20 protein-coding genes and 1 tRNA gene are annotated in these 24,775 nt (G+C 66.0%); 10 read left to right on the top strand and 11 right to left on the bottom strand.

Annotated features, from left to right (window positions below; translation table 11 throughout):
• Positions 1-4: 4 nt before the first annotated feature.
• Positions 5-1,744, top strand: a complete 1,740-nt coding sequence (gene poxB / locus C8J26_RS16615) for a ubiquinone-dependent pyruvate dehydrogenase (protein ID WP_107959323.1) — start codon at positions 5-7, stop codon at positions 1,742-1,744.
• A 51-nt stretch (positions 1,745-1,795) separates the two neighbouring features.
• Here the strand turns inward: poxB and C8J26_RS16610 are convergent, their stop codons facing one another.
• The gene (locus C8J26_RS16610) at positions 1,796-2,311 is read right to left on the bottom strand and encodes a Ros/MucR family transcriptional regulator (RefSeq protein WP_107959322.1); all 516 of its coding nucleotides are present in this window, start codon (positions 2,309-2,311) and stop codon (positions 1,796-1,798) included.
• Between the two features lie 139 nt (positions 2,312-2,450).
• The gene (locus tag C8J26_RS20955; protein ID WP_056415133.1) at positions 2,451-2,654 is read right to left on the bottom strand and encodes a DUF5818 domain-containing protein; all 204 of its coding nucleotides are present in this window, start codon (positions 2,652-2,654) and stop codon (positions 2,451-2,453) included.
• A 138-nt stretch (positions 2,655-2,792) separates the two neighbouring features.
• On the opposite strand from C8J26_RS20955, the gene C8J26_RS16600 reads away from it, so the two are divergent.
• Positions 2,793-3,437, top strand: a complete 645-nt coding sequence (locus tag C8J26_RS16600) for a glutathione S-transferase (RefSeq protein WP_107959414.1) — start codon at positions 2,793-2,795, stop codon at positions 3,435-3,437.
• 2 nt (positions 3,438-3,439) lie between these two features.
• Here C8J26_RS16600 and C8J26_RS16595 read toward each other — a convergent pair.
• A tRNA-Ser gene (locus tag C8J26_RS16595) sits at positions 3,440-3,529 on the bottom strand.
• A 105-nt stretch (positions 3,530-3,634) separates the two neighbouring features.
• On the opposite strand from C8J26_RS16595, the gene C8J26_RS16590 reads away from it, so the two are divergent.
• Complete coding sequence (locus C8J26_RS16590) at positions 3,635-3,901, top strand: hypothetical protein (RefSeq protein ID WP_107959321.1); 267 nt, start codon at positions 3,635-3,637, stop codon at positions 3,899-3,901.
• A gap of 22 nt (positions 3,902-3,923) precedes the next feature.
• Here the strand turns inward: C8J26_RS16590 and C8J26_RS20560 are convergent, their stop codons facing one another.
• A complete protein-coding gene (locus C8J26_RS20560) occupies positions 3,924-4,076 on the bottom strand; it encodes a hypothetical protein (protein ID WP_167398873.1) in 153 nt (50 codons plus the stop codon).
• A 180-nt stretch (positions 4,077-4,256) separates the two neighbouring features.
• Here C8J26_RS20560 and C8J26_RS16585 point away from each other — a divergent pair, with 180 nt between their 5' ends.
• Genes C8J26_RS16585 through C8J26_RS16575 form a run of 3 tightly spaced genes read left to right on the top strand, consistent with a single transcriptional unit; the run spans position 4,257 to position 7,696 of the window.
• Entirely contained in the window at positions 4,257-5,048 is a 792-nt protein-coding gene (locus C8J26_RS16585; RefSeq protein ID WP_107959320.1) for a glucose 1-dehydrogenase, read from the top strand.
• Entirely contained in the window at positions 5,041-6,864 is a 1,824-nt protein-coding gene (locus C8J26_RS16580; RefSeq protein WP_107959319.1) for a glycoside hydrolase family 15 protein, read from the top strand. The genes C8J26_RS16585 and C8J26_RS16580 overlap by 8 nt, the downstream gene beginning before the upstream one ends.
• A 28-nt stretch (positions 6,865-6,892) precedes the next feature.
• Positions 6,893-7,696: an SDR family NAD(P)-dependent oxidoreductase gene (locus C8J26_RS16575; protein ID WP_107959318.1), complete on the top strand. Its 804-nt coding sequence runs from the start codon at positions 6,893-6,895 to the stop codon at positions 7,694-7,696.
• Positions 7,697-7,754: 58 nt separating this feature from the next.
• Here the strand turns inward: C8J26_RS16575 and C8J26_RS16570 are convergent, their stop codons facing one another.
• Positions 7,755-8,858: an NADH:flavin oxidoreductase/NADH oxidase gene (locus C8J26_RS16570; protein ID WP_107959317.1), complete on the bottom strand. Its 1,104-nt coding sequence runs from the start codon at positions 8,856-8,858 to the stop codon at positions 7,755-7,757.
• 175 nt (positions 8,859-9,033) lie between these two features.
• Between C8J26_RS16570 and glgX the strand changes: the two genes are divergently transcribed.
• The 4 genes from glgX to treY are packed head-to-tail and all read left to right on the top strand — an operon-like array spanning position 9,034 to position 17,235.
• Positions 9,034-11,136, top strand: coding sequence for a glycogen debranching protein GlgX (glgX, locus tag C8J26_RS16565; RefSeq protein ID WP_244185359.1), 2,103 nt, complete (start codon positions 9,034-9,036; stop codon positions 11,134-11,136).
• Positions 11,133-12,842, top strand: coding sequence for a malto-oligosyltrehalose trehalohydrolase (gene treZ, locus C8J26_RS16560; protein WP_107959413.1), 1,710 nt, complete (start codon positions 11,133-11,135; stop codon positions 12,840-12,842). The genes glgX and treZ overlap by 4 nt, the downstream gene beginning before the upstream one ends.
• Positions 12,839-14,812, top strand: coding sequence for a 4-alpha-glucanotransferase (gene malQ / locus C8J26_RS16555; RefSeq protein ID WP_107959315.1), 1,974 nt, complete (start codon positions 12,839-12,841; stop codon positions 14,810-14,812). Before treZ ends, malQ begins: the two co-directional genes overlap by 4 nt.
• Positions 14,809-17,235, top strand: coding sequence for a malto-oligosyltrehalose synthase (gene treY, locus C8J26_RS16550; protein WP_107959314.1), 2,427 nt, complete (start codon positions 14,809-14,811; stop codon positions 17,233-17,235). The genes malQ and treY overlap by 4 nt, the downstream gene beginning before the upstream one ends.
• A 4-nt stretch (positions 17,236-17,239) precedes the next feature.
• On the opposite strand, the gene C8J26_RS16545 is transcribed toward treY, so the two are convergent.
• From C8J26_RS16545 to C8J26_RS16520, 6 genes are all read right to left on the bottom strand, one after another.
• On the bottom strand, positions 17,240-18,268 hold the full coding sequence (locus C8J26_RS16545; RefSeq protein ID WP_107959313.1) for a c-type cytochrome: 1,029 nt from the start codon (positions 18,266-18,268) through the stop codon (positions 17,240-17,242).
• Positions 18,265-18,885: a cytochrome c oxidase assembly protein gene (locus C8J26_RS16540; RefSeq protein ID WP_107959312.1), complete on the bottom strand. Its 621-nt coding sequence runs from the start codon at positions 18,883-18,885 to the stop codon at positions 18,265-18,267. Before C8J26_RS16540 ends, C8J26_RS16545 begins: the two co-directional genes overlap by 4 nt.
• The gene (locus C8J26_RS16535; protein WP_107959311.1) at positions 18,882-19,283 is read right to left on the bottom strand and encodes a hypothetical protein; all 402 of its coding nucleotides are present in this window, start codon (positions 19,281-19,283) and stop codon (positions 18,882-18,884) included. Before C8J26_RS16535 ends, C8J26_RS16540 begins: the two co-directional genes overlap by 4 nt.
• The gene (gene ctaD / locus C8J26_RS16530) at positions 19,280-21,826 is read right to left on the bottom strand and encodes a cytochrome c oxidase subunit I (protein WP_107959310.1); all 2,547 of its coding nucleotides are present in this window, start codon (positions 21,824-21,826) and stop codon (positions 19,280-19,282) included. The genes C8J26_RS16535 and ctaD overlap by 4 nt, the downstream gene beginning before the upstream one ends.
• Positions 21,823-22,761, bottom strand: a complete 939-nt coding sequence (locus C8J26_RS16525) for a cytochrome c oxidase subunit II (RefSeq protein ID WP_416366527.1) — start codon at positions 22,759-22,761, stop codon at positions 21,823-21,825. The genes ctaD and C8J26_RS16525 overlap by 4 nt, the downstream gene beginning before the upstream one ends.
• A 215-nt stretch (positions 22,762-22,976) precedes the next feature.
• On the bottom strand, positions 22,977-24,572 hold the full coding sequence (locus C8J26_RS16520; RefSeq protein WP_107959309.1) for an isocitrate lyase: 1,596 nt from the start codon (positions 24,570-24,572) through the stop codon (positions 22,977-22,979).
• Positions 24,573-24,775 lie beyond the last annotated feature (203 nt).

Below are 24,775 nucleotides of genomic sequence, written 5' to 3'. Positions count from 1 at the left end.
CGCAATGGCTCATACAATCGCGGATATCATGGCGCTCACGCTCGCCGATGCCGGCGTCAAGCGGATATGGGGCGTGACCGGCGACAGCCTCAACGGCCTGAACGAGACGCTCCGCAAGCTGGGCCGGATCGACTGGATGATGACCCGCCACGAAGAGGTCGCGGCGTTCGCGGCCGGGGCGGAGGCGGCGATGACGGGCGAGCTCGCGGTCTGCGCGGGGAGTTGCGGGCCGGGCAATCTGCACCTGATCAACGGGCTGTTCGACTGTCACCGCAACCATGTGCCGGTGCTCGCGATCGCCGCGCATATTCCGTCGTCCGAGATCGGCCTGGGTTATTTCCAGGAGACGCATCCGCAGGAGTTGTTCCGCGAATGCAGCCACTTCGTCGAGCTTGTTACCAACCCGGCGCAGATGCCCGAGGTGATGCACCGGGCAATGCGCGCGGCGATCGGCAAGCGTGGCGTCGCGGTGATCGTCGTGCCCGGCGACGTGGCCTTGCTCGACGCGCCCAAGGGTGCGACGGGGACGTTCCCCGCTCTGAACGCGCCGCGGATCGTGCCCAACGCCGCCGATATCGATACGCTTGTCACGCTGCTCGACGACGCTAAGGCGGTGACGTTGCTCTGCGGGGCGGGGTGCGCGGGACAGCATGACGCGGTCGTGGCGCTCGCCGATACGCTCGGCGCGCCGGTGGTCCATGCGCTGCGGGGCAAGGAGCATGTCGAATGGGACAATCCGTTCGATGTCGGGATGACCGGGCTGATCGGTTTCTCGTCGGGCTATCAGGCGATGGAGAATTGCGATCTGTTGCTGATGCTCGGCAGCGATTTTCCGTATCGCAACTTCTATCCCAAGGACGCGAAGATCGTTCAGATCGATCGCGATCCGTCGCAGCTCGGCAAGCGCGCGCCGCTCGAGCTAGGGATCGTCGGCGACGTGGGCGAGACGATCGCCGCGCTGCTGCCGCGCCTGGAGCGGCGCACCGATCGCACGTTCATCGATGCCGCACGCAAACATTATGCGAGCGCGCGCAAGGGGCTGGACGATCTGGCCACGCCGTCCAAACCCGGCCGCCCGATCCATCCGCAATATCTGGCGAAGATGCTGAGCGATCTGGCAGCGGACGATGCGGTCATCTCCGCGGACGTCGGCACGCCGACTGCCTGGGAGTGCCGCTACATCACCGTGAACGGCCGCAGGCGCTTGCTGTTCTCGGCAAACCATGGATCGATGGCGAACGCGCTCGCGCAGGCGATCGGCGCGCAGGCGGCCTGTCCCGGGCGTCAGGTCATCTCGCTGTCGGGGGATGGCGGGTTCGCGATGTCGATGGGCGATCTGCTGACGCTCAAACAGCTCGATCTGCCGGTGAAGATCGTGATCGTCGACAATGGCGAACTGGGTTTCGTCGCGCTGGAGCAAAAGGCGGGTGGGTTCCTCGACGTGAACGTCAAGCTGGAGAACCCGGATTTCGCGATGATCGCGCAGGCATCGGGGATGCTCGGCATCACCGTGACCGAGTCTGCCGATTTGGAGGAGGCGCTGCGCCGTGCGTTTGCGCATGACGGTCCGGCACTCGTTTCGGTGAAGACGGCGTCGTATGAACTGCTGATGCCGCCGTCGATCAAGGCCGAACAGGCGAAGGGGTTCAGCCTCTACATGGCCAAGGCGATCCTCAACGGTCGCGGCGATGAAGTGATCGAACTGGCCAAGACGAATTTGCGGATGGCGCTGCCTGGCCTCTGAGCCGGGCCGCATGCGAGACGGGGAAGGTCCCTAGACCTTCCCCGCTCGTTATTACTCTTCGTTGCCGAGCGTCTTCTTGGCGGCGTCGAGTGCGGCCTTGCCGCTCTTGCGAACCGTCTTGCCCGCCGAGTCCACAGTCTTTTCGACCGTGCTGCCGGCCTTGCGACCGAGACCGATCGACTTTGCCATTGCGCGGCGTGCTTCCGAATAGTTCGCAGCGACCATCGGATAGTCGGCCTTCAGGTTGAAGCGCTCGCGATACTGTTCAGGCGTCAGGCCGTTGGTCGTCAGGTGGCGACGCAACGTCTTGTACTTCTTGCCGTCGAGCATCGAGATGATGTGATCGGGCGACGCGAGCGACTTGCGCGCGGTAACCGCAGGCTCATGGCTCTGCGAAGGCGCAGCGGCGGCTTCGGCATCGCTGCCGTCGGTGAGCTTGATGACGGCGGCATGCATCGACACGAGGAACGCGGGAACATCATCCGCCGACGTGCGCGTGTTCGGATTGGCCAGCCAAGCTGCAGTCAGTTCCGCAGCAAGCTCCACGGGGTTGATTGTATCGGTCACACTCAGTCCTTGTTTCTACTGCCCCCCGGCGGAGGGCGGACTACAACGTGTGCAACAGAATGAAAAGCCACGAAGTTATGAAATATTAGACACTATTCGAAATTGCGCGGGTCAGCGAAATTCTTTCGATCACGCACAATCACGCACTCGATACCCCATCGACGCTGATCAGATCCGGTGCGATCGCGACGCCGATTATACGTACGCGCTTCTGCACATGATCAACCGGCATTCGGCCAAGTTGCAGCGTGTAACGACCGCCTGAATCGCGTTGCAATAGGAATGCTCCACCCTCGCGGATCAGCGTGCCTGTTTCGTCTATCGGTGTGCCTGTGTTCGTCATTCGCGGACAACGCACGAATCCGCATGCGGATCACTATACGATCTGCATGGCGCATAACGGGGTACGGCGATCGCTGCCAACGGATCGGGGCCAACTGTGCCCGTGATCGGCTCGACGGGATCGGGTAAGCCCGGTCCGATGACGCTACCGATCCTCTACAGCTTCCGCCGCTGCCCCTATGCGATGCGTGCGCGCCTGTCGTTGCTCATGCGCGGCGTGGCGGTCGAACTGCGCGAAGTCGTGTTGCGTGCCAAACCCGCGGCGATGCTGGAGGTTTCGCCAAAGGCGACGGTGCCGGTGCTCGTCCTGCCGGACCAGCGGGTGCTCGACGAAAGTCTCGACATCATGCGGTGGGCCACGGCGGAGAGCGGAGCAGCCGACTGGATGTCGCCGGACGACGCGATGCTCGTCGCCGACACTGACGGCGCGTTCAAGCATCACCTTGACCGCTTTAAATATGCCGATCGCTATCCGGCGGATGCCGTCGATCACCGGGCCGAGGCAACGCGGTTTATGCAGAGGCTGGACGGTCGGCTCGATCGTCGTCCGATGCTGGATGGGGACCGTCTGTCGATGGCTGACATCGCGATCCTGCCGTTCGTGCGCCAGTTTGCCGAAACCGATCGCGGCTATTTCGACGCGTTGCCGCTACCGGCGCTGCAGCGCTGGCTGGCGACGTTCCTCGGATCGCCGCTGTTCGGCCGCGCGATGACCAGGTTCGCGCCATGGCAGGACGGGGATGCGCCGGTCGTCTTTCCTGCGGATATGTCCGAAAACTGCTGACCTGGCGGAAGAGGTGGGATTCGAACCCACGGATGAGTTACCCCATCGCTGGTTTTCAAGACCAGTTCCTTAAACCACTCGGACACTCTTCCAGGCCAGTCGGTGAGCGCATCTAGGCAATGCACGCGGTGTTCGCAACACTCGCCGGACATAGCCTGCGGGTTGCGCGGCGACGCCGCTGACCGCATGGGAGCGCGATGGACCTTGACGCGATCTCGCACCATTTTTTCGGGACGACCGACATCGATACGCTCGACCCCACCGCGCTGGCGGCGGGGCGGGACCGGCTCTCGCTCGCGTTCGGCACCGAGCGGGAGCCGGGCCGGCGTTTTGCGTTATGGGCGGTGCTTCGGGCGACGGGCGAGGCGCCCGCGCCACACCTCGCGTTCAAGGACCCGCGCGAGCTGCGCGCGGCAGAACTCTATGCGAGCGTCCTGAGACAGTCCGAGACCTCCGAGGACTGAACCGCGGAGCGGCCTGCCGGCGTCAGGCGGCGCGGCGGATCTGCAGCGCCTGGTCGATCCGGCGGATCAGGTCGGCGATCGGTGGCCGCTCAAAGACGGAGGCGCAGTCGTCGCGGTGCAGCGGTGCGCGCATGCGATTGCCGACGAGCGTGAAGATGTCCTGGTGGCGTGCCATGGGGTCGATCCTTTCGATCGCCCCACCATGCCCGCCAACCGTTAACCAAAGGTTGGCGATGCAACGCTGTGCACCGTCAAGGGCTTAGCCCCGCCGTCTGCGGGCGATGTCGAGCGTGCGCAGGGATAAACTTTCGCCGGGGCGCGTTGAGCGGCGATAATCCCCAGCGAAAGACCAGCCATGCATATCGACCTGACAGGCCAGGTGGCGATCGTCACCGGCGCGAGTTCCGGGCTTGGCCGTGCGTCCGCGATCGCGTTTGCGAAGGCGGGCGCGAAGGTCGCGGTGAACTACAACAGCAGCGCGGACAAGGCGCGCGCGGTCGTCGAGGACATCGTGCAGGCCGGCGGCGAGGCCTTTGCGTGCGAAGCGGACACGTCGGACGAGGCGGCGGTGCTGAAGTTGTTCGACGAAACGGTCGCGCGGTTCGGCGGCGTCGACATCGTGTTCGCCAATGCGGGCATGCAGAAGGATGCGCCCTATGCCGAGCTGTCGCTCGAGGACTGGAAGCGGGTCATCGACGTGAATTTGACCGGGCAGTTCCTCGTCTCGCGCGAGGCGGTGCGGCGGTTTCGCACGCAGGGCGATCGCGGCGTCAGCCGCGCGATCGGCAAGATCCTGTTCATGAGTTCGGTACACGAGGTCATCCCCTGGGCCGGGCACGCCAATTACGCCGCGTCGAAGGGTGGCAGCGGGATGCTGATGCGGACGCTGGCGCAGGAGGTTGCGGGCGACCGGATCCGCGTAAACGGCATCGCCCCCGGCGCGATCGCGACCGAGATCAACGCGGATGCCACCGCCGACCAGGACAAGCTGCTCGAACTCATTCCCTATGCCCGGATCGGCGATCCCGACGATGTCGCGCGGGTGGCACTGTTCCTCGCCTCGGATGCAGCAGACTATATCGTCGGATCGACGCTGACGATCGACGGCGGGATGAGCCTGTATCCGGGCTTCCGCGACAATGGATAAGGCGACCATATCGATCGCGGATCATGGCGCGATCGGCAATCTGGAAACCGTCGCGCTGGTCGATACGGCGGGGACGATCGACTATCTCTGCTGGCCTTGCCTCGATAGCGCATCGGTATTCGCGCGATTGCTCGACACCGAAACGGGCGGGTATTTCGCCGCCGAGCCCGATCTGCCGGGGGCCAACATCGTCCAGATGTACCTGCCCGAAACCAACATCCTGCTCACCCGCTGGATGGCCGACGCGGCGAGCGTCGATCTGATCGACCTCATGCCGGTGGGCAATGACGCGGACGATGCGCCGTCGCGGCTGGTCCGGCGACTGACCTGCACGCGGGGATCGGCGACGGTGCGGGTGCGGTGCGCGCCGCGGTTCGACTATGGCGTCGTGGGGCGCAAGGCCTCGGTGACGACGGACGGCACAGACGTCTCGCGCGGGCGGTTCGATCATGAGAGCGGGCTTGCGCTCGCGCTGCATGGCGCAGGGTCGCTGGTTGCCGACGGGTGCGACCTGACCGCCGAGATCCATCTTGCTGAAGGCGACACCGTCTCGCTGATCCTGAGCAACCCGGACGACGTCTCGCTCGACACCGATGCGCTCGATGCCATCGTCGAACGCGACATCGCGTATTGGCGGAGCTGGAGCCGCACCTCGCGCTATCGCGGTCGCTGGCGCGAGACGGTCGAGCGGTCGGCGATGGCGCTGAAACTGCTTACCTCGCGCAAGCACGGATCGATCGCCGCCGCAGCGACCTTCGGCCTGCCCGAAGCGCCGGGCGGGGTGCGCAACTGGGACTACCGCGCGACGTGGATCCGCGACTCTTCGTTCACCGTCTATGCGCTGATCCGCCTGGGCTATCAGGAGGAGGCGGTCGGCTTCCTCCACTGGGCGATGGATCGCGCGCAGGCGTGTTCTAAGGGGCATCTCGGCGTGATGTACGCGCTCGACGGCGGCGAGATCGCCGACGAGCGCAAGCTGGACCTCCGCGGCTTTGGCGGCGCCGCGCCGATCGTCGTCGGCAACGAGGCCAAGGACCAGACACAGCACGACATTTACGGCGCGCTGCTCGACGCGACGTATCTCGGCAGCAAATATGGCGAGGCGATCGCGCATGATTCCTGGGTAGCGATCGGCCGGATCGTCGATCAGGTCTGCGATACCTGGGCGACGCCGGATTCGGGGATCTGGGAAGTCCGCGGACCGAAGAAGCATTATCTGCACTCGCGGCTGATGAGCTGGGTCGCGATCGATCGCGCGGTGCGGCTTGCGCAGAAGCGCTCGCTCCCGGCGCCGCTGGTGCGCTGGTCGGAAACACGGACGGCGATCCATGACGATATCTGGGCGCAGTTCTGGGACGACGATCTCGGCCGCTTCGTCCGTGCGATCGGCGACGCACCCGAGGACAAGGCCGTCGACGGCGCGTTGCTGATGATGCCGCTGGTGCGCTTCATCGGCGCGACCGATCCGAAGTGGCTCGCGACGCTAAAGGCGATCGGCGAAGACCTGTCTGATGACGGCCAGGTCTATCGCTACCGGATCGACGATGGCTTGCCGGGGCAGGAGGGGACGTTCGTCGCCTGCTCATTCTGGTATGTCGAATGCCTCGCGCGGGCAGGGCGGCTCGACGAGGCGCGGCTGAACTTCGAAAAGCTGCTCGCGCACGCCAACCATGTCGGGCTGTTCGCCGAAGAGATCGCGCAGGATGGCAGCTTCCTCGGCAATTTCCCGCAAGGCTTTAGCCATCTCGCGCTGATCAGTGCCGCCTTCTACCTCGACCGCGCGCTCGACAGCGACGGTCCGCGGGAATGGGCATGATTTTCATCACCACCACAAGGACGACAGCATGAACCTCGATATCGCAGGCAAAATCGCGCTCGTGACCGGCGCGGACAGCGGCATGGGCAAGGAAACCGCCCGGATGCTGCTGCAGGAAGGCGTACGGGTCGCGATCTCCGACCAGCCGGGCGGCGACCTCGACTCCAGTGTCGAGGACCTGAAGGCGCATGGCGAGATCATCGCGGTCGAGGCGGACCTCACCAAGCTCGACGACGTCACGGCACTGTTCGAGAAGGTCCGCGCGAAGCTCGGCGAGCCCGACATCCTGGTCAACTGCGCAGGCGTGACGGGCGCGACGGGCGATTTCCTCGATGTCGACGATGCAGGCTGGCAGTCGACGATCGACATCAACCTGATGGGTGCGGTGCGCGTCTGCCGAGAGGCGATCCCGGCGATGCGCGCCAGCAAATGGGGCCGCATCGTGCTGATGAGCTCGGAGGATGCGGTGCAGCCCTATGTCGACGAACTCGCTTATTGCGCATCGAAGGCGGGCATCTCCAGCCTGTCGAAGGGGCTGTCAAAGGCCTATGGCTGCGACAACGTGCTGGTGAACACGGTATCGCCCGCGTTCATCGCGACGCCGATGACCGACAAGATGATGCAGAAGCGCGCCGACGAGAACGGAACGAGCTTCGACGAGGCGATCGAGACGTTTCTCAAGGAGGAGCGCCCGGGCATGACGCTGAAGCGCCGTGGCACCGCGGAAGAGGTCGCGTCTGCTATCGTATTCCTGTGCTCCGAGCGGGCGAGCTTCATCAACGGCGCGGATATCCGGGTCGATTCCGGCTCGGTCATGACCGTCGCGGGCTGAGCTGCCGCTAAGAGCCTGTTCCCCCGCGGAGGCGGGGGAACAGGGTTAAATGCAGGCCTTACGCCTCGAACAGATCCTTAAATTGCCGCGGCTGCGACCGTAGATACTGGTTCGGCGCCTTGACCTTCCCGCCCAGATGCGCCGCGGCATGCCAGGGCCAGCGCGGATCGTAGAGGATCGTGCGGGCGAGCGCGATCATATCGGCATCGCCCGTACCCACGATGGCCTCGGCCTGCTCATAGTCGGTGATCAGCCCGACCGCGACGACCGGGATCGACACCGCCTGCTTAACGGCCCGTGCGAGCGGTACTTGGTAGCTCGGCCCGACGGGGATCTGCTGCGCGGGCGTCGTGCCGCCGCTCGAGACGTGGATCGCGCTGCAGCCGCGCGCCTCGAGCGCCTTAGCAAACGCCACCGTCTGATCGGAGTTCCAGCCGCCCTCGGCCCAGTCGGTGCCCGACACGCGCATCGTCACCGCGCGCTCGGCCGGGAATGCCGCGCGAACCGCATCGAACACCTCGAGCGGGAACCGCATCCGGTTTTCAAGGCTGCCACCATACTCGTCCTCGCGACGGTTCGACAGCGGCGACAGAAATTCGTGGAGCAGATAGCCGTGCGCGGCGTGCAGCTGGACGGCGTCGATCCCGAGCCGAGCGGCGCGCACCGTCGCGGCCACGAACGCATCGCGGACCCGTGCCAGTCCCTCGCGGTCGAGCGCGACCGGTGCGTTCTCCTCGGGAATGAACGGGACGGTCGACGGTCCCTCGGTCTGCCAGCCATTGGGTTCGCCCGGCGCGATCTGGAGCCCGCCCTTCCACGGCACCTCGCACGATGCCTTCCGCCCCGCGTGCGACAACTGGATCGCGATCGGCATGTCGGACCAGCGCCGGATGCTCTCGATCACGCCCGCCATCGCGGCCTCGGTCGCATCGTCGTACAGCCCGACATCGCCGTACGTGATCCGCCCCTCGGGCACCACCGCGCTCGCCTCGATCGTCAGCAGCGCGGCACCCGACAGCGCGAGGTGTCCGAGGTGGATCTGGTGCCAGTCGTTCATGCAGCCATTGCTTGCCGAATATTGGCACATCGGCGCGATGACGATACGATTGGCGAGCGTCAGGTTGCCGATCGTGAGCGGTGCGAACAGTTTCGGCCCGCTCATGCGATGGTCGATCCGACGGTGAGAGAAGTGCGCATGGTCGTCCCTTGCTGATAAGAATTGCGCGGCGAAAACTCGCTGCGGAACTGGGAACATAGGAAGCGGCGGACGGGTTTCACGCCAAGCAATGCTGCACCGCGATAAAGCTGCGGTCGGCGCCACGAAAAGGGTCTTCGCCTTGCATCTACTGCCCGACACGCTCGACGCCGGTTCCGCCTATCCGTTGGGCGCTACGTTCGACGGCCTTGGCGTCAATTTCGCGGTCTATTCCGCCAACGCCGAGAAGATCGAGCTCTGCGTCTATGACGAGACCGGCCGCCGCGAGCTAAAACGCTACGCGCTGCCCGAATGGACCGACGAGGTCTGGCATGGCTACCTCCCCGATGCGCAGCCCGGCCTTGTCTATGGCTACCGCGCGCATGGGCGGTACGCGCCCGAGGAAGGCCACCGGTTCAACCCGAACAAGCTGCTGCTCGATCCCTATGCCAAGCAGATGATCGGCGAACTCCGCTGGACCGACGCGATGTACGGCTATCAGGTCAAGTCGCCACGCGCGGACCTGAGCTTCGACAAGCGTGACAGCGCGCTGACGATGCCCAAGGGCGTCGTGACCGACAGCCATTTCGACTGGTCGCGCGACGTGCGGCCCAACACGCCGTGGTCCGAGACGGTGATCTACGAGGCGCACGTCAAGGGCCTCACCAAGCTGTTCGACGAGGTCCAGCCCTCCGAACGCGGCACGTTTGCGGCGCTCGGCAACCCCAAGGTGATCGATCACCTCAAGCGGCTCGGCGTGACGGCGATCGAGCTTCTGCCGATCCACACCTACATCCAGGATCGCTTCCTGCAGGAGAAGGGGCTGCGGAATTATTGGGGGTACAACACCCTCAATTTCTTCACGCCCGAGCGCTCGTTCTTCGCGACCGACAGCCACAACGAACTGCGCCGTTCGATCCGCCGGCTGCATGCGGCCGGGATCGAGGTGATCCTCGACGTGGTCTACAACCACACCTGCGAGGGCTCGGAACAGGGGCCGACGCTGTCATGGCGCGGGCTCGACAATGCGAGCTATTACCGGCTGGTCAAGGACGATCCGCGCTTTTCGATAAACGACACTGGCACTGGCAACACGCTGAACCTCACCAAGGCGCGCGTCATCCAAATGGTCGCGGATTCGCTGCGCTACTGGGCGACAAGCTTCGGCATCGACGGCTTCCGCTTCGATCTCGGGCTGACGCTGGGGCGGACGGATACGGGCTTCGATCCGGGTGCGGGATTCTTCGACGTGCTGCGGCAGGATCCGGTGCTCGGCAAGCTGAAGCTGATCACCGAGCCTTGGGATATCGGCCCCGGCGGTTATCAGCTAGGCAACTTCCCTCCCGGCTTCGCGGAGTGGAACGACAAATACCGCGATACGGTGCGCAAATTCTGGCGCGGCGATCACGCGCAGCGCGCGGATCTCGCCGCGCGGCTGACCGGGTCGGCCGATCTGTTCGACCGTCGCGCGCGGCGGCCATGGGCGAGCGTCAACCTGCTGGGCGCGCATGATGGCTACACGTTGGCGGATACGGTCGCCTATGAGGAGCGGCACAACGAGGCGAATGGCGAGGACAATCGCGACGGCCATTCGAACAACTGCTCGCGCAACTGGGGCGTCGAAGGGCCGACCGAGGATCCGGCGATCCTCGAGACCCGCCAGCGCGTGATGCGCTCGATGCTGACGACGTTGTTCGCCTCGCTCGGCACGCCGATGCTGGTTGCCGGGGACGAGTTCGGGCGGACGCAGAATGGCAACAACAACGCCTATTGCCAGGATAACGAGATCAGCTGGCTCGACTGGGAGAAGGCGAAGTCGCCCGAGGGTGACGCGCTGATCGACTTCACAGCGCGGCTGATCGCGCTGCGTCGCGACTATCCGATGCTCCGCGCCGGGAACTTCCTGTACGGCGAGGATACGCCCGCCGAGGGCCTCAAGGATATCGAATGGTGGGACGAGCGCGGCCAGCAGCTCACCTCCGAGGATTGGGAGAACACCAACGGTCGCGCACTGGTCATGCGTCGGGCATGCGAGCGCGAGTCGGGCGAGGTTCAGGTGATCTCGCTCCTGCTCAACGCCTCGGAAGGCCCGCTGACCTTCCACATGCCGCCGCCCGAGGATGCCGAACGCGTTGTCCTCATCGACAGCAGCAAGCCGGATCAGCCCGCCACGCCGATCAAGGACAGCTATGAGCTTCCCCCGCAGGGTGCGGCGTTGCTGACATGGACGATTGCGGCGGCATGATCGGCTGGGGACCGACGCTCGAGGCCGATGGGACGACCTTCCGCCTATGGGCACCCGACCGTGATTGGGTGACGCTCGAGATAGCCGGCGGCGATGCGGTCGCCATGACCAGCGGGCCTGACGGGTGGTTCAGCGCAAAGGCGCCAGTCGGCGCAGGCGCGCGCTACCGGTTCCGGCTGGCGGACGACCTTACGGTCCCGGACCCGGCGTCGCGCGCGCAGTCGGGCGGGGTCCATGGCTGGAGCGTCGTCGTAGACCACGCCGCTTATGAATGGCGCACGACGGACTGGCGCGGGCGCGCTTGGGAAGAGATGGTCATCCAGGAGGTCCATGTCGGCACGCTGGGTGGCTTTTCGGGTGTCGCGGACCGGCTTCCAGAGATCGCCGAGCTTGGCGTGACGGCGATCGAACTCATGCCGGTCAATGCGTTCGGCGGCACGCGCAACTGGGGCTATGACGGCGTTCTGCCTTATGCTCCTGCCGAGAGCTACGGCACGCCCGACGACCTGAGGGCGCTGGTCGATCGCGCCCACGAACTCGGTCTCGCGGTGTTCCTCGACGTCGTCTACAATCACTTCGGGCCCGACGGGAACTACCTCGGCGCCTATGCGAAGGGGTTCTTTCACCCCGAAGTCGATACCCCCTGGGGCGGCGCGGTCGCGGTCGATCAGGCGCCGGTCCACCGCTATTTCGTCGACAATGCGCTGATGTGGTTGAACGACTATAAGTTCGACGGCCTGCGGTTCGATGCGGTCCACGCGATCGAGAATGACGACTTCCTCGACGCGATGGCGGCCGAACTGCGTGAGAAGACTACGGGCCGCCACGTTCATCTCGTCCTCGAGAACGAAGGCAACGACGCCGATCGCCTTCACCCCGCGGCGTTCGATGCGCAGTGGAACGACGATTTCCACAACGTGCTGCACGTCCTGCTGACCGGCGAGACCAGCGCCTATTATAGCGACTTTGCCGACCGGCCCGCCGAACGCCTCGCGCGCTGCTTGGGCGAGGGCTTTATCTATCAGGGCGAGGGCTCGCCGAACCATGACGGCAAGCCGCGTGGTAAGCCCAGCGCGCACCTGTCGCCAACCGCGTTCGTCGCGTTCCTCCAGAATCATGACCAGATCGGCAACCGCGCGATGGGCGAGCGCCTGACGCTGCTTACCGACCGGCAAAAGCTTCGGGCCGCGACCGCGTTGCTCCTGCTGGGGCCGCAGATCCCGCTGCTGTTCATGGGGGACGAGCAGGGCAGCGAGAGCCCGTTCCTGTTCTTCACCGACTTCCACGACGAGCTCGCCGATGCGGTGCGCGAAGGGCGGCGCAAGGAATTCGCCAAGTTCGCCGCGTTCGCCGATCCCGAAGCGCGCAAGGCCATCCCCGATCCCAACGCGCTCGAGACGTTCGACCAGTCGCGCGCGCATCCCGGCCCGGATGCTGCGACGTGGCAAGCGCTGTACGCCACGCTGCTCAAGATTCGCCACGAGGCGATCATCCCTCGGTTACGTGGCACGACTGCAATCGGTGCGGAAGCGATCGGGGAGGGGGCTGTCGTCGCGCGCTGGCGGATGGGGGACGACGCGGTTCTCACGATCGCGCTGAACCTGGGGGACGAGGCGGTAGCCTTTCCTGTCATCGAGGCTGCGCCGATCTTCGCGGATGGCGACCCCGGCCAGCCTGACAGCATCGCGGTCTGGTTGGCGCGATGAGCGACCTGCACACGCTCGCGACGGCCGCCGGGCTGCAGCGTGACTGGCAGGACGCTGCCGGGCGTCGCCAGACGGTATCGGACGACGCCTTGCGGACGATCCTCCATCGCCTCGGCCATGCATCCGGCAGCGACACGCAGATCGCCGACAGCCTCGCTGCGATCGAGCGCAGGACGGCCCATGCGCCCCGGTTCCTGTCCGTCGATTGCGGAGCCCCGATTGCGCTTCCTGCGACGGCTTTGAGCAGCGCCGAACTGACGCTCGAAGACGGCACGAAGATCTCGTTGTCGGTGGAGAACGGCGCGCTGAAGCCGATCGAGCAGGTCGGGTATCACCGTCTCGCGATCGACGGCACTGAGATCGATCTGCTCGTCGCCCCGCGGCGCTGCTTTACGATCTCGGATGCGGTCCCCGGACGCAAATGCTGGGCGCCCGCGGTTCAGATCCCCAGCCTTTGCGGCGACACTCCCCAGGCTTTCGGCGACTTCGGAACGCTGGTCGATGCTGCGCGTGCCTTTGGCGCCCGGGGCGCCGATGCGCTCGCGATCAGCCCCACGCACGCGCTGTTTCCCGCCGATGCCAGCCGCTACAGCCCCTATGCGCCATCGAGCCGCCAGTTTCTCAACGGCCTCTATGGGACGCCGTCCGTCGACGCGGACGCTTTGGCTGACGTCTCCGCCGATCTGATCGATTGGCAGAACGCGATACCTGCGAAGCTTGCACAGCTTCGCAAGACTTACGCGGAAGAGGTTGCCGACATTGGCGAAAGCCTCGACGCGTTCCGACGAGACGGTGGGGAGGATCTCGAACGCCACGCCGAATTCGACGCCCTCCACGCGCATTTCTTCGCACAGATGGGTGCACGCGGCTGGCAGCAATGGCCGGCCGACTATCATGACCCTGCCAGCGCTGCCGTCCGCCGCTTCGTCGAGGATCATGCCGAGGACGTGGCCTTCTACGCGTTCCTCCAGTGGCGCGCGCGCCGTGATCTGGATGCCGCGCAGACGGCCGCCAAGGATGCGGGCATGGCGATCGGCCTCATCGCCGACCTTGCCGTCGGGATGGACCCAGGCGGCAGCCACGGCTGGAGCCGGCGCGGTGATCTGCTCACCGGTCTGTCGATCGGGGCGCCGCCGGATCCGCTGGGTCCTGACGGCCAAAGCTGGGGCATTACCGGGTTCGATCCGCAAGCGCTTCGCGATACCGGATTCGCCGCATTCATCGCGACGATCCGCGCAGCCCTCGCGCATGCCGGCGGCATCCGTATCGACCATGCCTTTGGCCTGCGCCGCCTGTGGGTCGTACCCGAGGGCGCATCGGCCGCGGACGGCGCGTATCTCGACATGCCGTTCGACGACCTGATGCGGATCGTCGCGATGGAGTCGCACCGCGCCAAGGCGATCGTCATCGGCGAGGATCTCGGCACCGTCCCCGACGGGTTCCGCGAGGCGATGGATGCGCGTGCGATGCTCGGCATGCGCGTCTTGTGGTTCGAGCGTGATGCCGATGGCTTCGTCCCTCCCGTGAAATGGTCGCCCGACGCGGTGGCGATGACCGGCACGCATGATCTGGCGACCGTTGCCGGCTGGTGGAGCGGACGCGATATCGGCTGGACCTGGGCGCTGGGCCGCACGTCCGAGGCGGTTGACGAAGCCGCAGACCGTGCCGCCCGCGCCACGGATCGTGCCGCGCTGTGGGCCGCGTTCGACACGGGCCGCGATCAACCCGCGGAGGACGACACCGACCCGGTCGTCGACGCTGCGATCGCGCATGTCGCGAGCACCCCCTGCGCGCTCGCCATCGTGCCCGTCGAGGATCTCGCCGGACTGGTCGAGCAGCCCAACCTGCCGGGCACGATCGACGAGCATCCCAACTGGCGCCGCCGCCTGCCCGACACGACCGAGGCGCTGCTCGACCGCGCCGACGTCACCGCCCGTATCGACGCCCTCAACGCCACGAGATCCGCATGACCCCTCGCGCGACCTACCGGTTCCAGTTCCACAAGGATTTCACCTTCGCCGATGCCAAGGCGCTGGTGCCGTATCTCGACGCGCTCGGGATCAGCCATGTCTATGCCTCGCCGATCACGCGGGCGCGGCGCGGGTCGAAGCATGGCTATGACGTTGCCGATCCGACCAGCATCAATCCCGAACTCGGCGGCGAGGATGCGTTCCGGAGCCTGGTCGCGGCGCTCCGTGTGCGCGATATGGGCATCATCATCGATATCGTCCCCAACCATATGGGGGTGGCTGGCGGTGAGAATGGCTGGTGGAACGACGTCCTCACGCGCGGGGAAGCAAGCCCGTTCGCCCGCTATTTCGACATCGATTGGCGCGAGAAGCTCGTCCTGCCGATCCTCGGCGATCCGCTGGCCGAAACGATCGCGAGCGGCGCGCTGAAGGTCGAGCAGGTCGATGGCCGCTACGTCCTCGAAGCCTATGGCGAGCACCGTCTGCCGCTCCGCGACGAGGACCAGGCGGCCGCGGCAACCGCGGATATTGCCGCGCTGGCCGACCGGCAGCATTACCGTCTGGCCTCGTGGCGCGTTGCCAATGACGAGCTCAACTGGCGGCGGTTCTTCACGATCAACGACCTTGCCGGCCTGCGTGTCGAGGACCCGGTCGTGTTCGACGCGACGCATGCGCTGTATTTCCGCCTCTACGGCGAGGGCCTGATCGACGGCGTCCGCGTCGACCACGTCGACGGCCTCACCGATCCCGCCGCCTATTGCCGGCAGCTCCGCACGCGGCTCGACGCGATTGCGCGACCGGCCGATGCGCCGCCCGGCCCGGCGTACATTATCATCGAGAAGATCCTGGCGGACGGCGAGCCGCTCGCGACGGACTGGCGCGTCGACGGCACCAGCGGCTATGATTTTATGGAGCAGGTTGCAGCCTTGCTCCACGCGAGCAGCGGCGCAGAGCCGCTCGCTACTCTGTGGGCGGACATAAGCGGACGATCCGCGGCCTTCTCACCCGAGGAACTGCGCGCGCGGCAGGAATTGCTTGCCTGGCAGTTCGATGGCCAGCGCCGCGGGTGCGTCGAGGCGTTCGTGGCCTTGGCGCGCTCGACGCCGGAGTGCGACGGCCTCACCCGCGGCATGCTCGACCGTGCGATCGAGCGCATGCTGTGGGTCTTCCCGGTCTACCGCACCTATGGGACCGGCGATGCCGCCCCCGCAGCCGATGCTGCGATCCGCGAAACGGTCCGCGAGCGTGTCGCCGAGTTCGTGCCGCCAGGCGAGGACGCGGTCGTCGACCGGATCCTGGCATGGTTGGCAGGCGAGGGCCCCGGGGACGCCGGGCTGGCGGCGGAGGCGGTCCGCAAATTCCAGCAGCTGTCCGCGCCGATCGCGGCCAAGGCGGTCGAGGATACTGCCTTCTACCGCTATGGTCGGCTGCTGTCGCGCAACGACGTCGGCTTCGATGCAGGCCGCATGTCGCTGGATATCGGAGACTTCCATGCCGCGATGATCGATCGTACGCGCAACTGGCCTGCGGCGATGCTCGCCACCGCGACGCATGATCACAAACGCGGCGAAGACGTGCGGGCGCGGCTCGCCGTGCTGAGCGAAATCCCCGATCTGTGGCGCACGCATGTCGAACGATGGCTCGACCTCGCGCTGCCCTTCGCCGACGGGGTGGCGCCGGATGACAGCTATATGCTGCTTCAGACACTGTTCGGCGCTTGGCCGGAGGGCCTTTCCGCGGCGGACGGCGGAGGGCTGTCCGACTATGCGGAGCGGATCGTGGCGTGGCAGGAAAAGGCCTTGCGCGAGGCCAAGTTGCGCTCGTCTTGGGAGTCACCGGACTCGGACTATGAAACGCGCTGCCACGATCTGGCGCGAGCGCTTCTCGATCCCACGCGATCGCAGGCGTTTCTGGAAGACCTGACCGCCCTCGTCGCGAAGTTGGCCCCCGCAGCCGAAGCGAACAGCCTCGCCCAAGTCGCGTTGCGTTACACAGTGCCCGGCGTGCCCGATCTGTATCAGGGGACCGAGGCTATCGACCTGAGTTTGGTCGATCCCGACAATCGTCGGCCGGTGAACTATGCGCGTCTGCAGGCCAATCTGGACGGCGAGCCGCTGGCGAAGATGGCACTTATCCAGCGGCTTCTGACGCTGCGACGCGATCATCCGGCATTGTTTGCCACGAGCGGATATGACCCCATTGCCGTCACCGGCGCTCGTGCGGATCAGGTCATCGCGTTTCGACGGGTGGGCGACAGGGCGGTCTTGCGGTGTGTCGTGCCGCTACGGACTGCCGAGTGTCACCTCGACGGGATCGGCGTGCGCGACTGGTGGGGCGATACGGCGCTAGCCTCCGGCGAACGGCTCGCCGATCTGGTCGGCGACCGTTCGGTCTCGATCGAGCTGTTGCCCGCTACCGGCTGAGCGCTCAGCGACCGGCGAGATAGCGGGCAAGCGGGTCGATCATGTCCTCGGGTATCCGCCGAGCGATGACGGGCATCGTCGACTGCGACTTGCGTGCATCGACGACCGTCTCGTCGCCGCGCCAGTTCCGCAGGCGTTGCGCGATGTAGCTCGCGCGCTGGCCGGCGAGCACGGGATAGGGCTTGCCGGGCGCGTGGCAGCTTGCGCAGGCGGGCAACTGGACCTTTGGCAGGCCTTCGCGGTCGATCCTGGCAGCCTCGACGCTGCCCGCGGGCTTGGTCGTACCGATGCCGGGCATCGCCGCGAAATGATCCGCCAGGCGCGTCATCTCGGCTGGAGTCAGCGTCGCGGCCGCGTTCGACATTACCGCGCTCTGTCGCTTGCCGATCGCATAGGCCTCGAGCGCGGCGCGCAGATAGGCGGGGCTCTGGCCGCCGAGCACGGGGATGTCGGGCTGGCCGCGGCCACGGCCGTCCGCACCATGACAGCCCGCGCAGGTGGCGATCCTTGCGTCGGTCGGCCCCGGTACTTCGGTCAGCGCGCGGTAGGTCGCTGCCGACATTTCGGGCAGCAGCCGGACGAACGCGACCATGTGGCGGACCTCGTCGTCGCGGTCCTTCGCCGCCCAGCCGGGCATGCCGCTGAATTTCACGCCGTGCTTGAGGATCCAGAAGAGCTGCTTGTCGGTCCATTCACGCGCGTTGATCGAAAGATCGGGGGCAGGGGGCGTCGCCGCCTGCATCACCGGCAGCGGGCGCACGCCAGGTGCGCCGTGGCAGGCGGCACAACTCGCCTTGAACAGGCCAGCTGCGCTCACGACCCCGTCGCGCGCCTTGGGATCGTCGGGCACGGTCAAGGCGGCATGCGTGCGCACCGAGTTGCGCATCGTCCAGTGGAGGAACCAGTCGGTGATCTTCCAATGCCCCGACGAGGCGGCGACGTTGAACACCCCCGACCAGGAAAATAGCAGCCCCGCCACGATCAGCGCGACGATGGCGGCGACCGCGCGCGCCCAGGTGATCCGGATCGTCATGCCGTTGCGCTCCGTGTCTTCAACACACCGCCGAGCATCGCGAGCCCGCCGAGAAAATAGCTTGCCGCACCGATCATCAGCATGACGACGCCGCCAAGCTGCTGGTCCTCGAGCGGATCGAGACCGTGCGCGGACGGATGCATTGCCATCATGGCGTAGAGCGGCCGCGGCGCCAGGCCGATCAGCGCACCGAGCAGAGTCATGTGCATCGACGTCAGCAGCATTGCCGCGACGCCCGACACGCGCCGGTCGGTCGCCCCGCCGGTTTGCGTGCCGAGCACCGCGCTCCACAGCAGCAGGCCGGCGCCGAGGAAACTCGCCTGCTCGATCAGCAACGCCAGCGGCTGCATGTCGACGCGCAGCCGCAACGCGGGCAGGTGCCATAGCCACACCACGACGAGTTCGACCAGCGACATCACCAGCGGCGTTACCACCGCAGGCCACCGCTCGGCCGGATCGAAGCGGCTACCCGCGATGCCGTAAGCGAGGAACGGCGCCGCGACCGCAACTGCGATCATGTGACCCGCCATGTGCCCGACCATACCGAGCGGCGCTGCGGCAAACGCCCAGCCGAGCGGGACCAGCACCGCGCCGAGCACCAGGCTCGCGCGTCTCATCGGCAATCGCCGAACACGATGACCGGCAGTGCGGTGAAGATGACCGCGACGAAGCTCAGACCTGCGAGCAGCCGGGTCGACAGCGCGAGGAAGCGCAGACGGTCGATCGCGGTGCCCTCATCATGCGGCGCAGGGTCGCCCGGCGTCTGCGACTGGACGCGCGCGATATAGCCCGCCGCGACGATCCCCAGCAGCGCGACGATCGTCGCAATCAGCGTGGCCAGCGGAAACCCGTTTAGCGCCGTCCCCGGCGTCGGCGATTTCGCGCAGGTGACGGCGACCCACAGATAGCAGAACATGAAATGCACCGCCCAGATCGTCGGCGGGAGGATCAGCGTCCACAACGTGACCTTGAGGTCGCGCGCCCAGTGCTTGCGGTTGTCCTTGGACGTAGTCATGCAACCCCCGGGAACAGGCCGATCGTGCAGAACGTCACGATACCCGTCAGTGCGAGGAAATGGTGGTAGACGGTGATGTTGCGCAGGTCGGCATCATAAACCGGCGTCATCTTCCCCGCGAGGCTGCGCGCGAGCGTGTAGGTCTGCATGATCACGCCGATCGCGGCGTGCACCGCGGTCCAGATCGCCAGCGTCCACACGATCGCCGGATAGACGTGCAGCTCCGGATCCATCCCCGACACCCAGGGTCCCGCAAGCCCGGCGAACAGGCTAGACAGCGTCGTGACGATCCCGACGACCAGCAGCGCGCGGCCCGCAGCGACGTTACCGCGGCGATGCACTTCGCGCGCGCCGACCGTGGCCGCCCAGCCTGTCAGCGTCAGCGCCAAAGCGACCATCGGCCAGAACACGCCCGGTCCATCCAGCCCGGCGCCCGTGGGCGGGAAATTGGTGTGGATCGTCCAGAAGAAGAAATAGCCGAAGACGAGTCCCGAAAACGCGGTCGCATCCGCCATCATCGTGATGAACATCGCCCACCAGCCCGGCGCCGACGGCCCCGAGGTGTAGAGCGGCACCTCGATGCCGTGGCCGATATGCTTGGTCGGCTTTTCGGGGATCTCGGCGGTCCCGGTCCACAGCCACCACAGCACGCAGGCGAGCGTCGCGATGCCGCTGAGCGCGGACAGCAGATACAGATGATAGGTCGTCAGGATGAACACGCCCGCCAGCGCGACCGCGGTCATCATCGGCTTCACGCTCGGCGTGCCGAGGCGGATCACCTGCAGCGGCCGGGCGTCGAGCACGGTGGTGATGATCGACTCGCGGCGCATCTCCTCCGCGTCGGGCAGGAAGAAGCGGCCCTCGTCGACCTTCTGGACGAAGTTCTTCTGATCCCAGATCGGATAGCGGCTCTCGATCAGTGGCACCGAGCGGATGCCCCAGTCCTCGTCATCGGGCAGCGCCAGCCATTCGAGCGTCCCCGCGTTCCACGGATTGCGCGGCGCCTTGGGGCGGCGCGGCGACAGCGCGAGATCGATGCACACGATCAGCACCCCGAGCGCGAACAGGTACGAGCCGGCGGTCGAGGCGAGATTGAGCCCGCCGATGCCGAGTTCCTCGGGATAGGTAAACACGCGGCGCGGCATGCCGAGCAGGCCCGAGAGATGCATCGGGAAGAAGGTCAGATTCATGCCGACGAACATGATCCAGAACGCGATCCGGCCGAGCCTGTCGCTGAGCTTTTTCCCGGTGACCAGCGGCCAGTAATAATACAGCCCGGCGAACAGCGGCAGCAGCGTACCGCCGATCAGCACGTAATGCAGATGCGCGACGATGAAATAGGTGTCGTGCGCCTGCCAGTCGAACGGCGCGACCGCGACCATAACGCCGGTCAGCCCGCCGATCACGAACACCGCTAGGCTTCCGCTCGCATACAGCAACGGCGTCGATTTCTTGACGTTGCCCGCCCAGAGAGTCGCGATGAAGACGAAGATCTGCACGCCGGTCGGGATCGCCACCGCTTCGGAAGCGGCCGCGAAGAAGGCGAGGCTGATCTTCGGCAGTCCGGTCGTGAACATGTGGTGGACCCACAGCCCAAAGCTCAGGAACGCGGTGCCGACCGCGGCCAGCACGATCCACGGATAGCCGAGCAGATGCCGCTGCGCGAAGGTCGGGATCAGCATCGCGAACAGCGCGATCGAGGGCAGGAAGACGATATAGACTTCGGGGTGGCCGAAGATCCAGAACAGGTGCTGCCACAGCAGCGGGTCGCCGCCCTTCTCCGCATTGAAGAACGGCCAGTTGAGCAGCCGCTCCATCTCGAACAGCACGTCGCCCGCGATCAGCGGCGGGAACGCGAACAAAATCATCACCGCGACGACCAGGATATACCAGGCGTAGAGCGGCATGAGGTTGAGCCGCATCCCCGGCGGGCGGCATTTGAGCACGCCGACGATCAGCTCGACCGCGGCTGCGACCGACGACACCTCGATGAAGCTGAGGCCCAGCATCCAGATGTCGGCGCCCAACCCGCTCAGATCGGTCCGTGTCGTCAGCGGAGGATACATGAACCAGCCGCCATCGGGCGCGGCGTCGAAGAAGATCGATCCCGACACGAACACGCCGCCGATCAGGAAGCTCCAATAGCCAAAGCCCGACAGCCGCGGGAACGGCAGGTCGCGCGCGCCGAGCAGCTGCGGCAGCAGGATGATCGAGACCGCCTCGAACATCGGCACCGCGAACAGGAACATCATCATCGAGCCGTGCAGCGTGAACAGCTGATTGAACGTGTTCGCGGTGACGAGGTCGTTGTTCGGCACCGCCAGCTGCGTGCGCATGATCAGCGCGAGCACGCCCGCGAACAGCATGAAGCCGAACGCGGTCAGCGTGTACCACACGCCGATCCGGTTGTTGTTGACGTCGGTCCAGCGGAAGAACCAGCCCGAGGGCGGCTTCCACACTTCGCGCAGGCGGTCTTCCTGGCCCTTGCGGACCGCGGGATCGTTCTGGTCGGGGGCGACGTACGGGGTGCTCTCGGTGGTCATTTGAGCCCCTGGAGATAGCTGGCGATCTGGTCGGCTTCGGCGGCCGACATCTGCGGGAAGGCGGGCATCCGCACGCCGGGCTTGGTCTTGCCGGGATCGCGGACGAAGCCAGCGATATTAGCGTGGGTCATCGGCAGGACGCCGGCCGCGAGCGTCGCGCGCGACCCGAAATGCGTCAGGTCGGGGCCGATCTTCGCAACCGGGCCGATCCCGCGGACGCTGTGGCAGCCGCTGCACCCATAGCTGGCGAACAGGCGCGCGCCGGGCGATGCGGTCGGCGTCGCAGGTCGCGCCTGTGCGGCGAGCCAGCGCTCGAACGCGGCGGGCTCCATCGCGACGACGTCGAACGCCATCAGCGCATGGCCCAGCCCGCAGAACTCGGCACAGACGCCGCGATACGTCCCCGCCTTGGTCGCGCGGACGATGAGGCGGTTGGTGCGGCCGGGGATCATGTCCATCTTGCCCGCGAGGCCCGGCACCCAGAAGCTGTGAATGACGTCGGTGCCGCGCAGCGACAGTTCGACGGTGCGGCCGACCGGCAGGCGGAGTTCGTTCGCGGACTCGACCAACGGTCCGCCGGGCGGCGCGTAGCGGACCCGCCACCAGAATTGCTCGCCCTCGACACCGATCCGCAGATCGGTATCCGCGACCGGGATCGGCCGCATCGCCGGCAGCGCATAGAGCAGCAGGCCGAGCAGCAGGATCGACGGGCCGATTCCGCCGAGCCACAGCACCAGCTTCATCCCGCCCTTGTGCGTGAGCCGGCCTTCGGGCGCGCGCATCGCGTGGCGCATGAGCAGCGCGAGACCGGCGGCAAGGATAACCGAACCGACGACCAGCACGATCGCGATCGAGCGAACCTTGTCCGCCTCCTCGCCGAACGGGGCGAGCGTCGATTGGTGACGGTTGCACGCGGCCAATATCGGCAGGCACATCGCCACGGGAAGAAATTTCACCTTCCGCATCATCACCTTGCCACCCTTTGAAGCGCGTCTCCTAAACGGCCGACTTGGGTGGCGGAACCCCGAAAATGACATTTTGTTCATGTTCGGTACGAAGCGCTGTCGTATATCCCGGCAGCGGCACAGTCGGTCGACGACCAGTGCGCCGCTGCGAGGTCAGGGCCGGAGCTTGCGCTCCGGTCCGTAGATCAGGCGGCGAACTGGTTCATCGTATTGTGCACGCCGCCGGCCTTCAGCGCGGCCTCCCCCGCGAAATACTCCTTGTGATCGTCGCCGAGGTCGGAGCCCGACATGTTCTGATGCTTGACGCAGGCGATGCCCTCGCGGATTTCCTTGCGCTGGACGCCCTTCACATAGCCGAGCATCCCGGCGTCGCCGAAATACTCCTTGGCGAGATTGTCGGTCGAGAGTGACGCGGTGTGATAGGTCGGCAGTGTGATCAGGTGATGGAAGATGCCGGCACGCTTGGCCGAATCCGCCTGGAAGGTGCGGATGCGCTCGTCCGCCTCGTCGCCCAGCGGCGTGCCGTCATAGTCGACGCTCATCAGGCGCGCGCGGTCATACGCCGACACGTCGCGACCCGATTCACGCCACGCGTCAAAGACTTGCTGGCGGAAGTTCAGCGTCCAGTTGAAGCTCGGCGAGTTGTTGTAGACGAGCTTTGCGTTCGGGATCACCGCGCGGATGCGGTCGACCATGCCGGCGATCTGTTCGATGTGCGGCTTCTCGGTCTCGATCCAGAGCAGGTCGGCGCCGTTCTGTAGGCTCGCGATGCAATCCATCACGCAGCGATCCTCGCCCGTGCCCGCGCGGAACTGGAACAGGTTGGAGGGCAGGCGCTTCGGACGCAGCAGCTTGCCGTCGCGGTTGAGGATGACGTCGCCATTCTGCGCGGTGGCGGGGTCGATCTCCTCGCAATCGAGATACGAATTATACTGGTCGCCCAGGTCGCCCGCCGTCTTGCTGACCGCGATCTGCTTGGTGAGCCCCGCGCCGAGCGAGTCGGTGCGCGTGACGATGATCCCGTCCTCGACGCCCAGCTCGAGGAACGCGTAGCGGCACGCGCGGACCTTCGCGAGGAAGTCCTCATGCGGGACGGTGACCTTGCCGTCCTGATGGCCGCACTGCTTCTCATCGCTCACCTGGTTCTCGATCTGCAGCGCGCAGGCACCCGCCTCGATCATCTTTCGTGCGAGCAGGTAGGTGGCCTCCGCATTGCCGAAGCCCGCGTCGATGTCGGCGATGATCGGCACGACGTGAGTCTGGTGGTTCTCGATCGCGTTGAGCAGGCGCTGCTCCTCGATCGCATTCCCTGCGGCGCGCGCGGTGTCGACGTCGCGGAACATCATGCCGAGCTCGCGCGCATCGGCCTGGCGCAGGAAGGTGTAGAGTTCCTCGATCAGTGCCGGGACGCTGGTCTTCTCGTGCATCGACTGGTCGGGCAGGGGGCCGAACTCACTGCGCATCGCGGCGACCATCCAGCCCGAGAGGTAGAGGTAGCGGCGGTCGGTGGTGCCGAAATGCTTCTTGATGCTAATCATCTTCTGCTGCGCGATGAACCCGTGCCAGCAGCCGAGCGACTGGGTGTAGTTCGCCGGATCCGCATCATAGGCGGCCATGTCCTTGCGCATGATCGCGGCGGTGTAGCGCGCGATGTCGAGGCCGGTGGCGAAGCGGTTCTGGAGCCGCATCCGCGCGACCGATTCGGGCGAAATCGCGTCCCAGGTGCCGTTCTGGTCGGCGATGAGCGTGGTCATCTGGGCGATATGCGTCTGGTAGGTCATGGGCGATCCTTCGCTGCTGCGTTGATCGTCGTGTAGGGTTGTTGACACGGGTGGCGGTGAGGAATCCACGCAGCCACGGGGTGTTGATGTCACCCGAACGGTTTTGCTGCTGTCGTAGTGTAAAGAAGATTACAGAGCGCGGTAGTTGGAGGCGGTACAACGAAGAAGGGCGCCCGGATCGCTCCGGACGCCCTCTTGTCAGT

It is taken from the genome of Sphingomonas aurantiaca (assembly GCF_003050705.1).
Classification (GTDB): domain Bacteria; phylum Pseudomonadota; class Alphaproteobacteria; order Sphingomonadales; family Sphingomonadaceae; genus Sphingomonas; species Sphingomonas aurantiaca.
The sequence above is the reverse complement of the archived record's forward strand: the minus strand, read 5'-3'. Positions and strand labels throughout refer to the sequence as shown.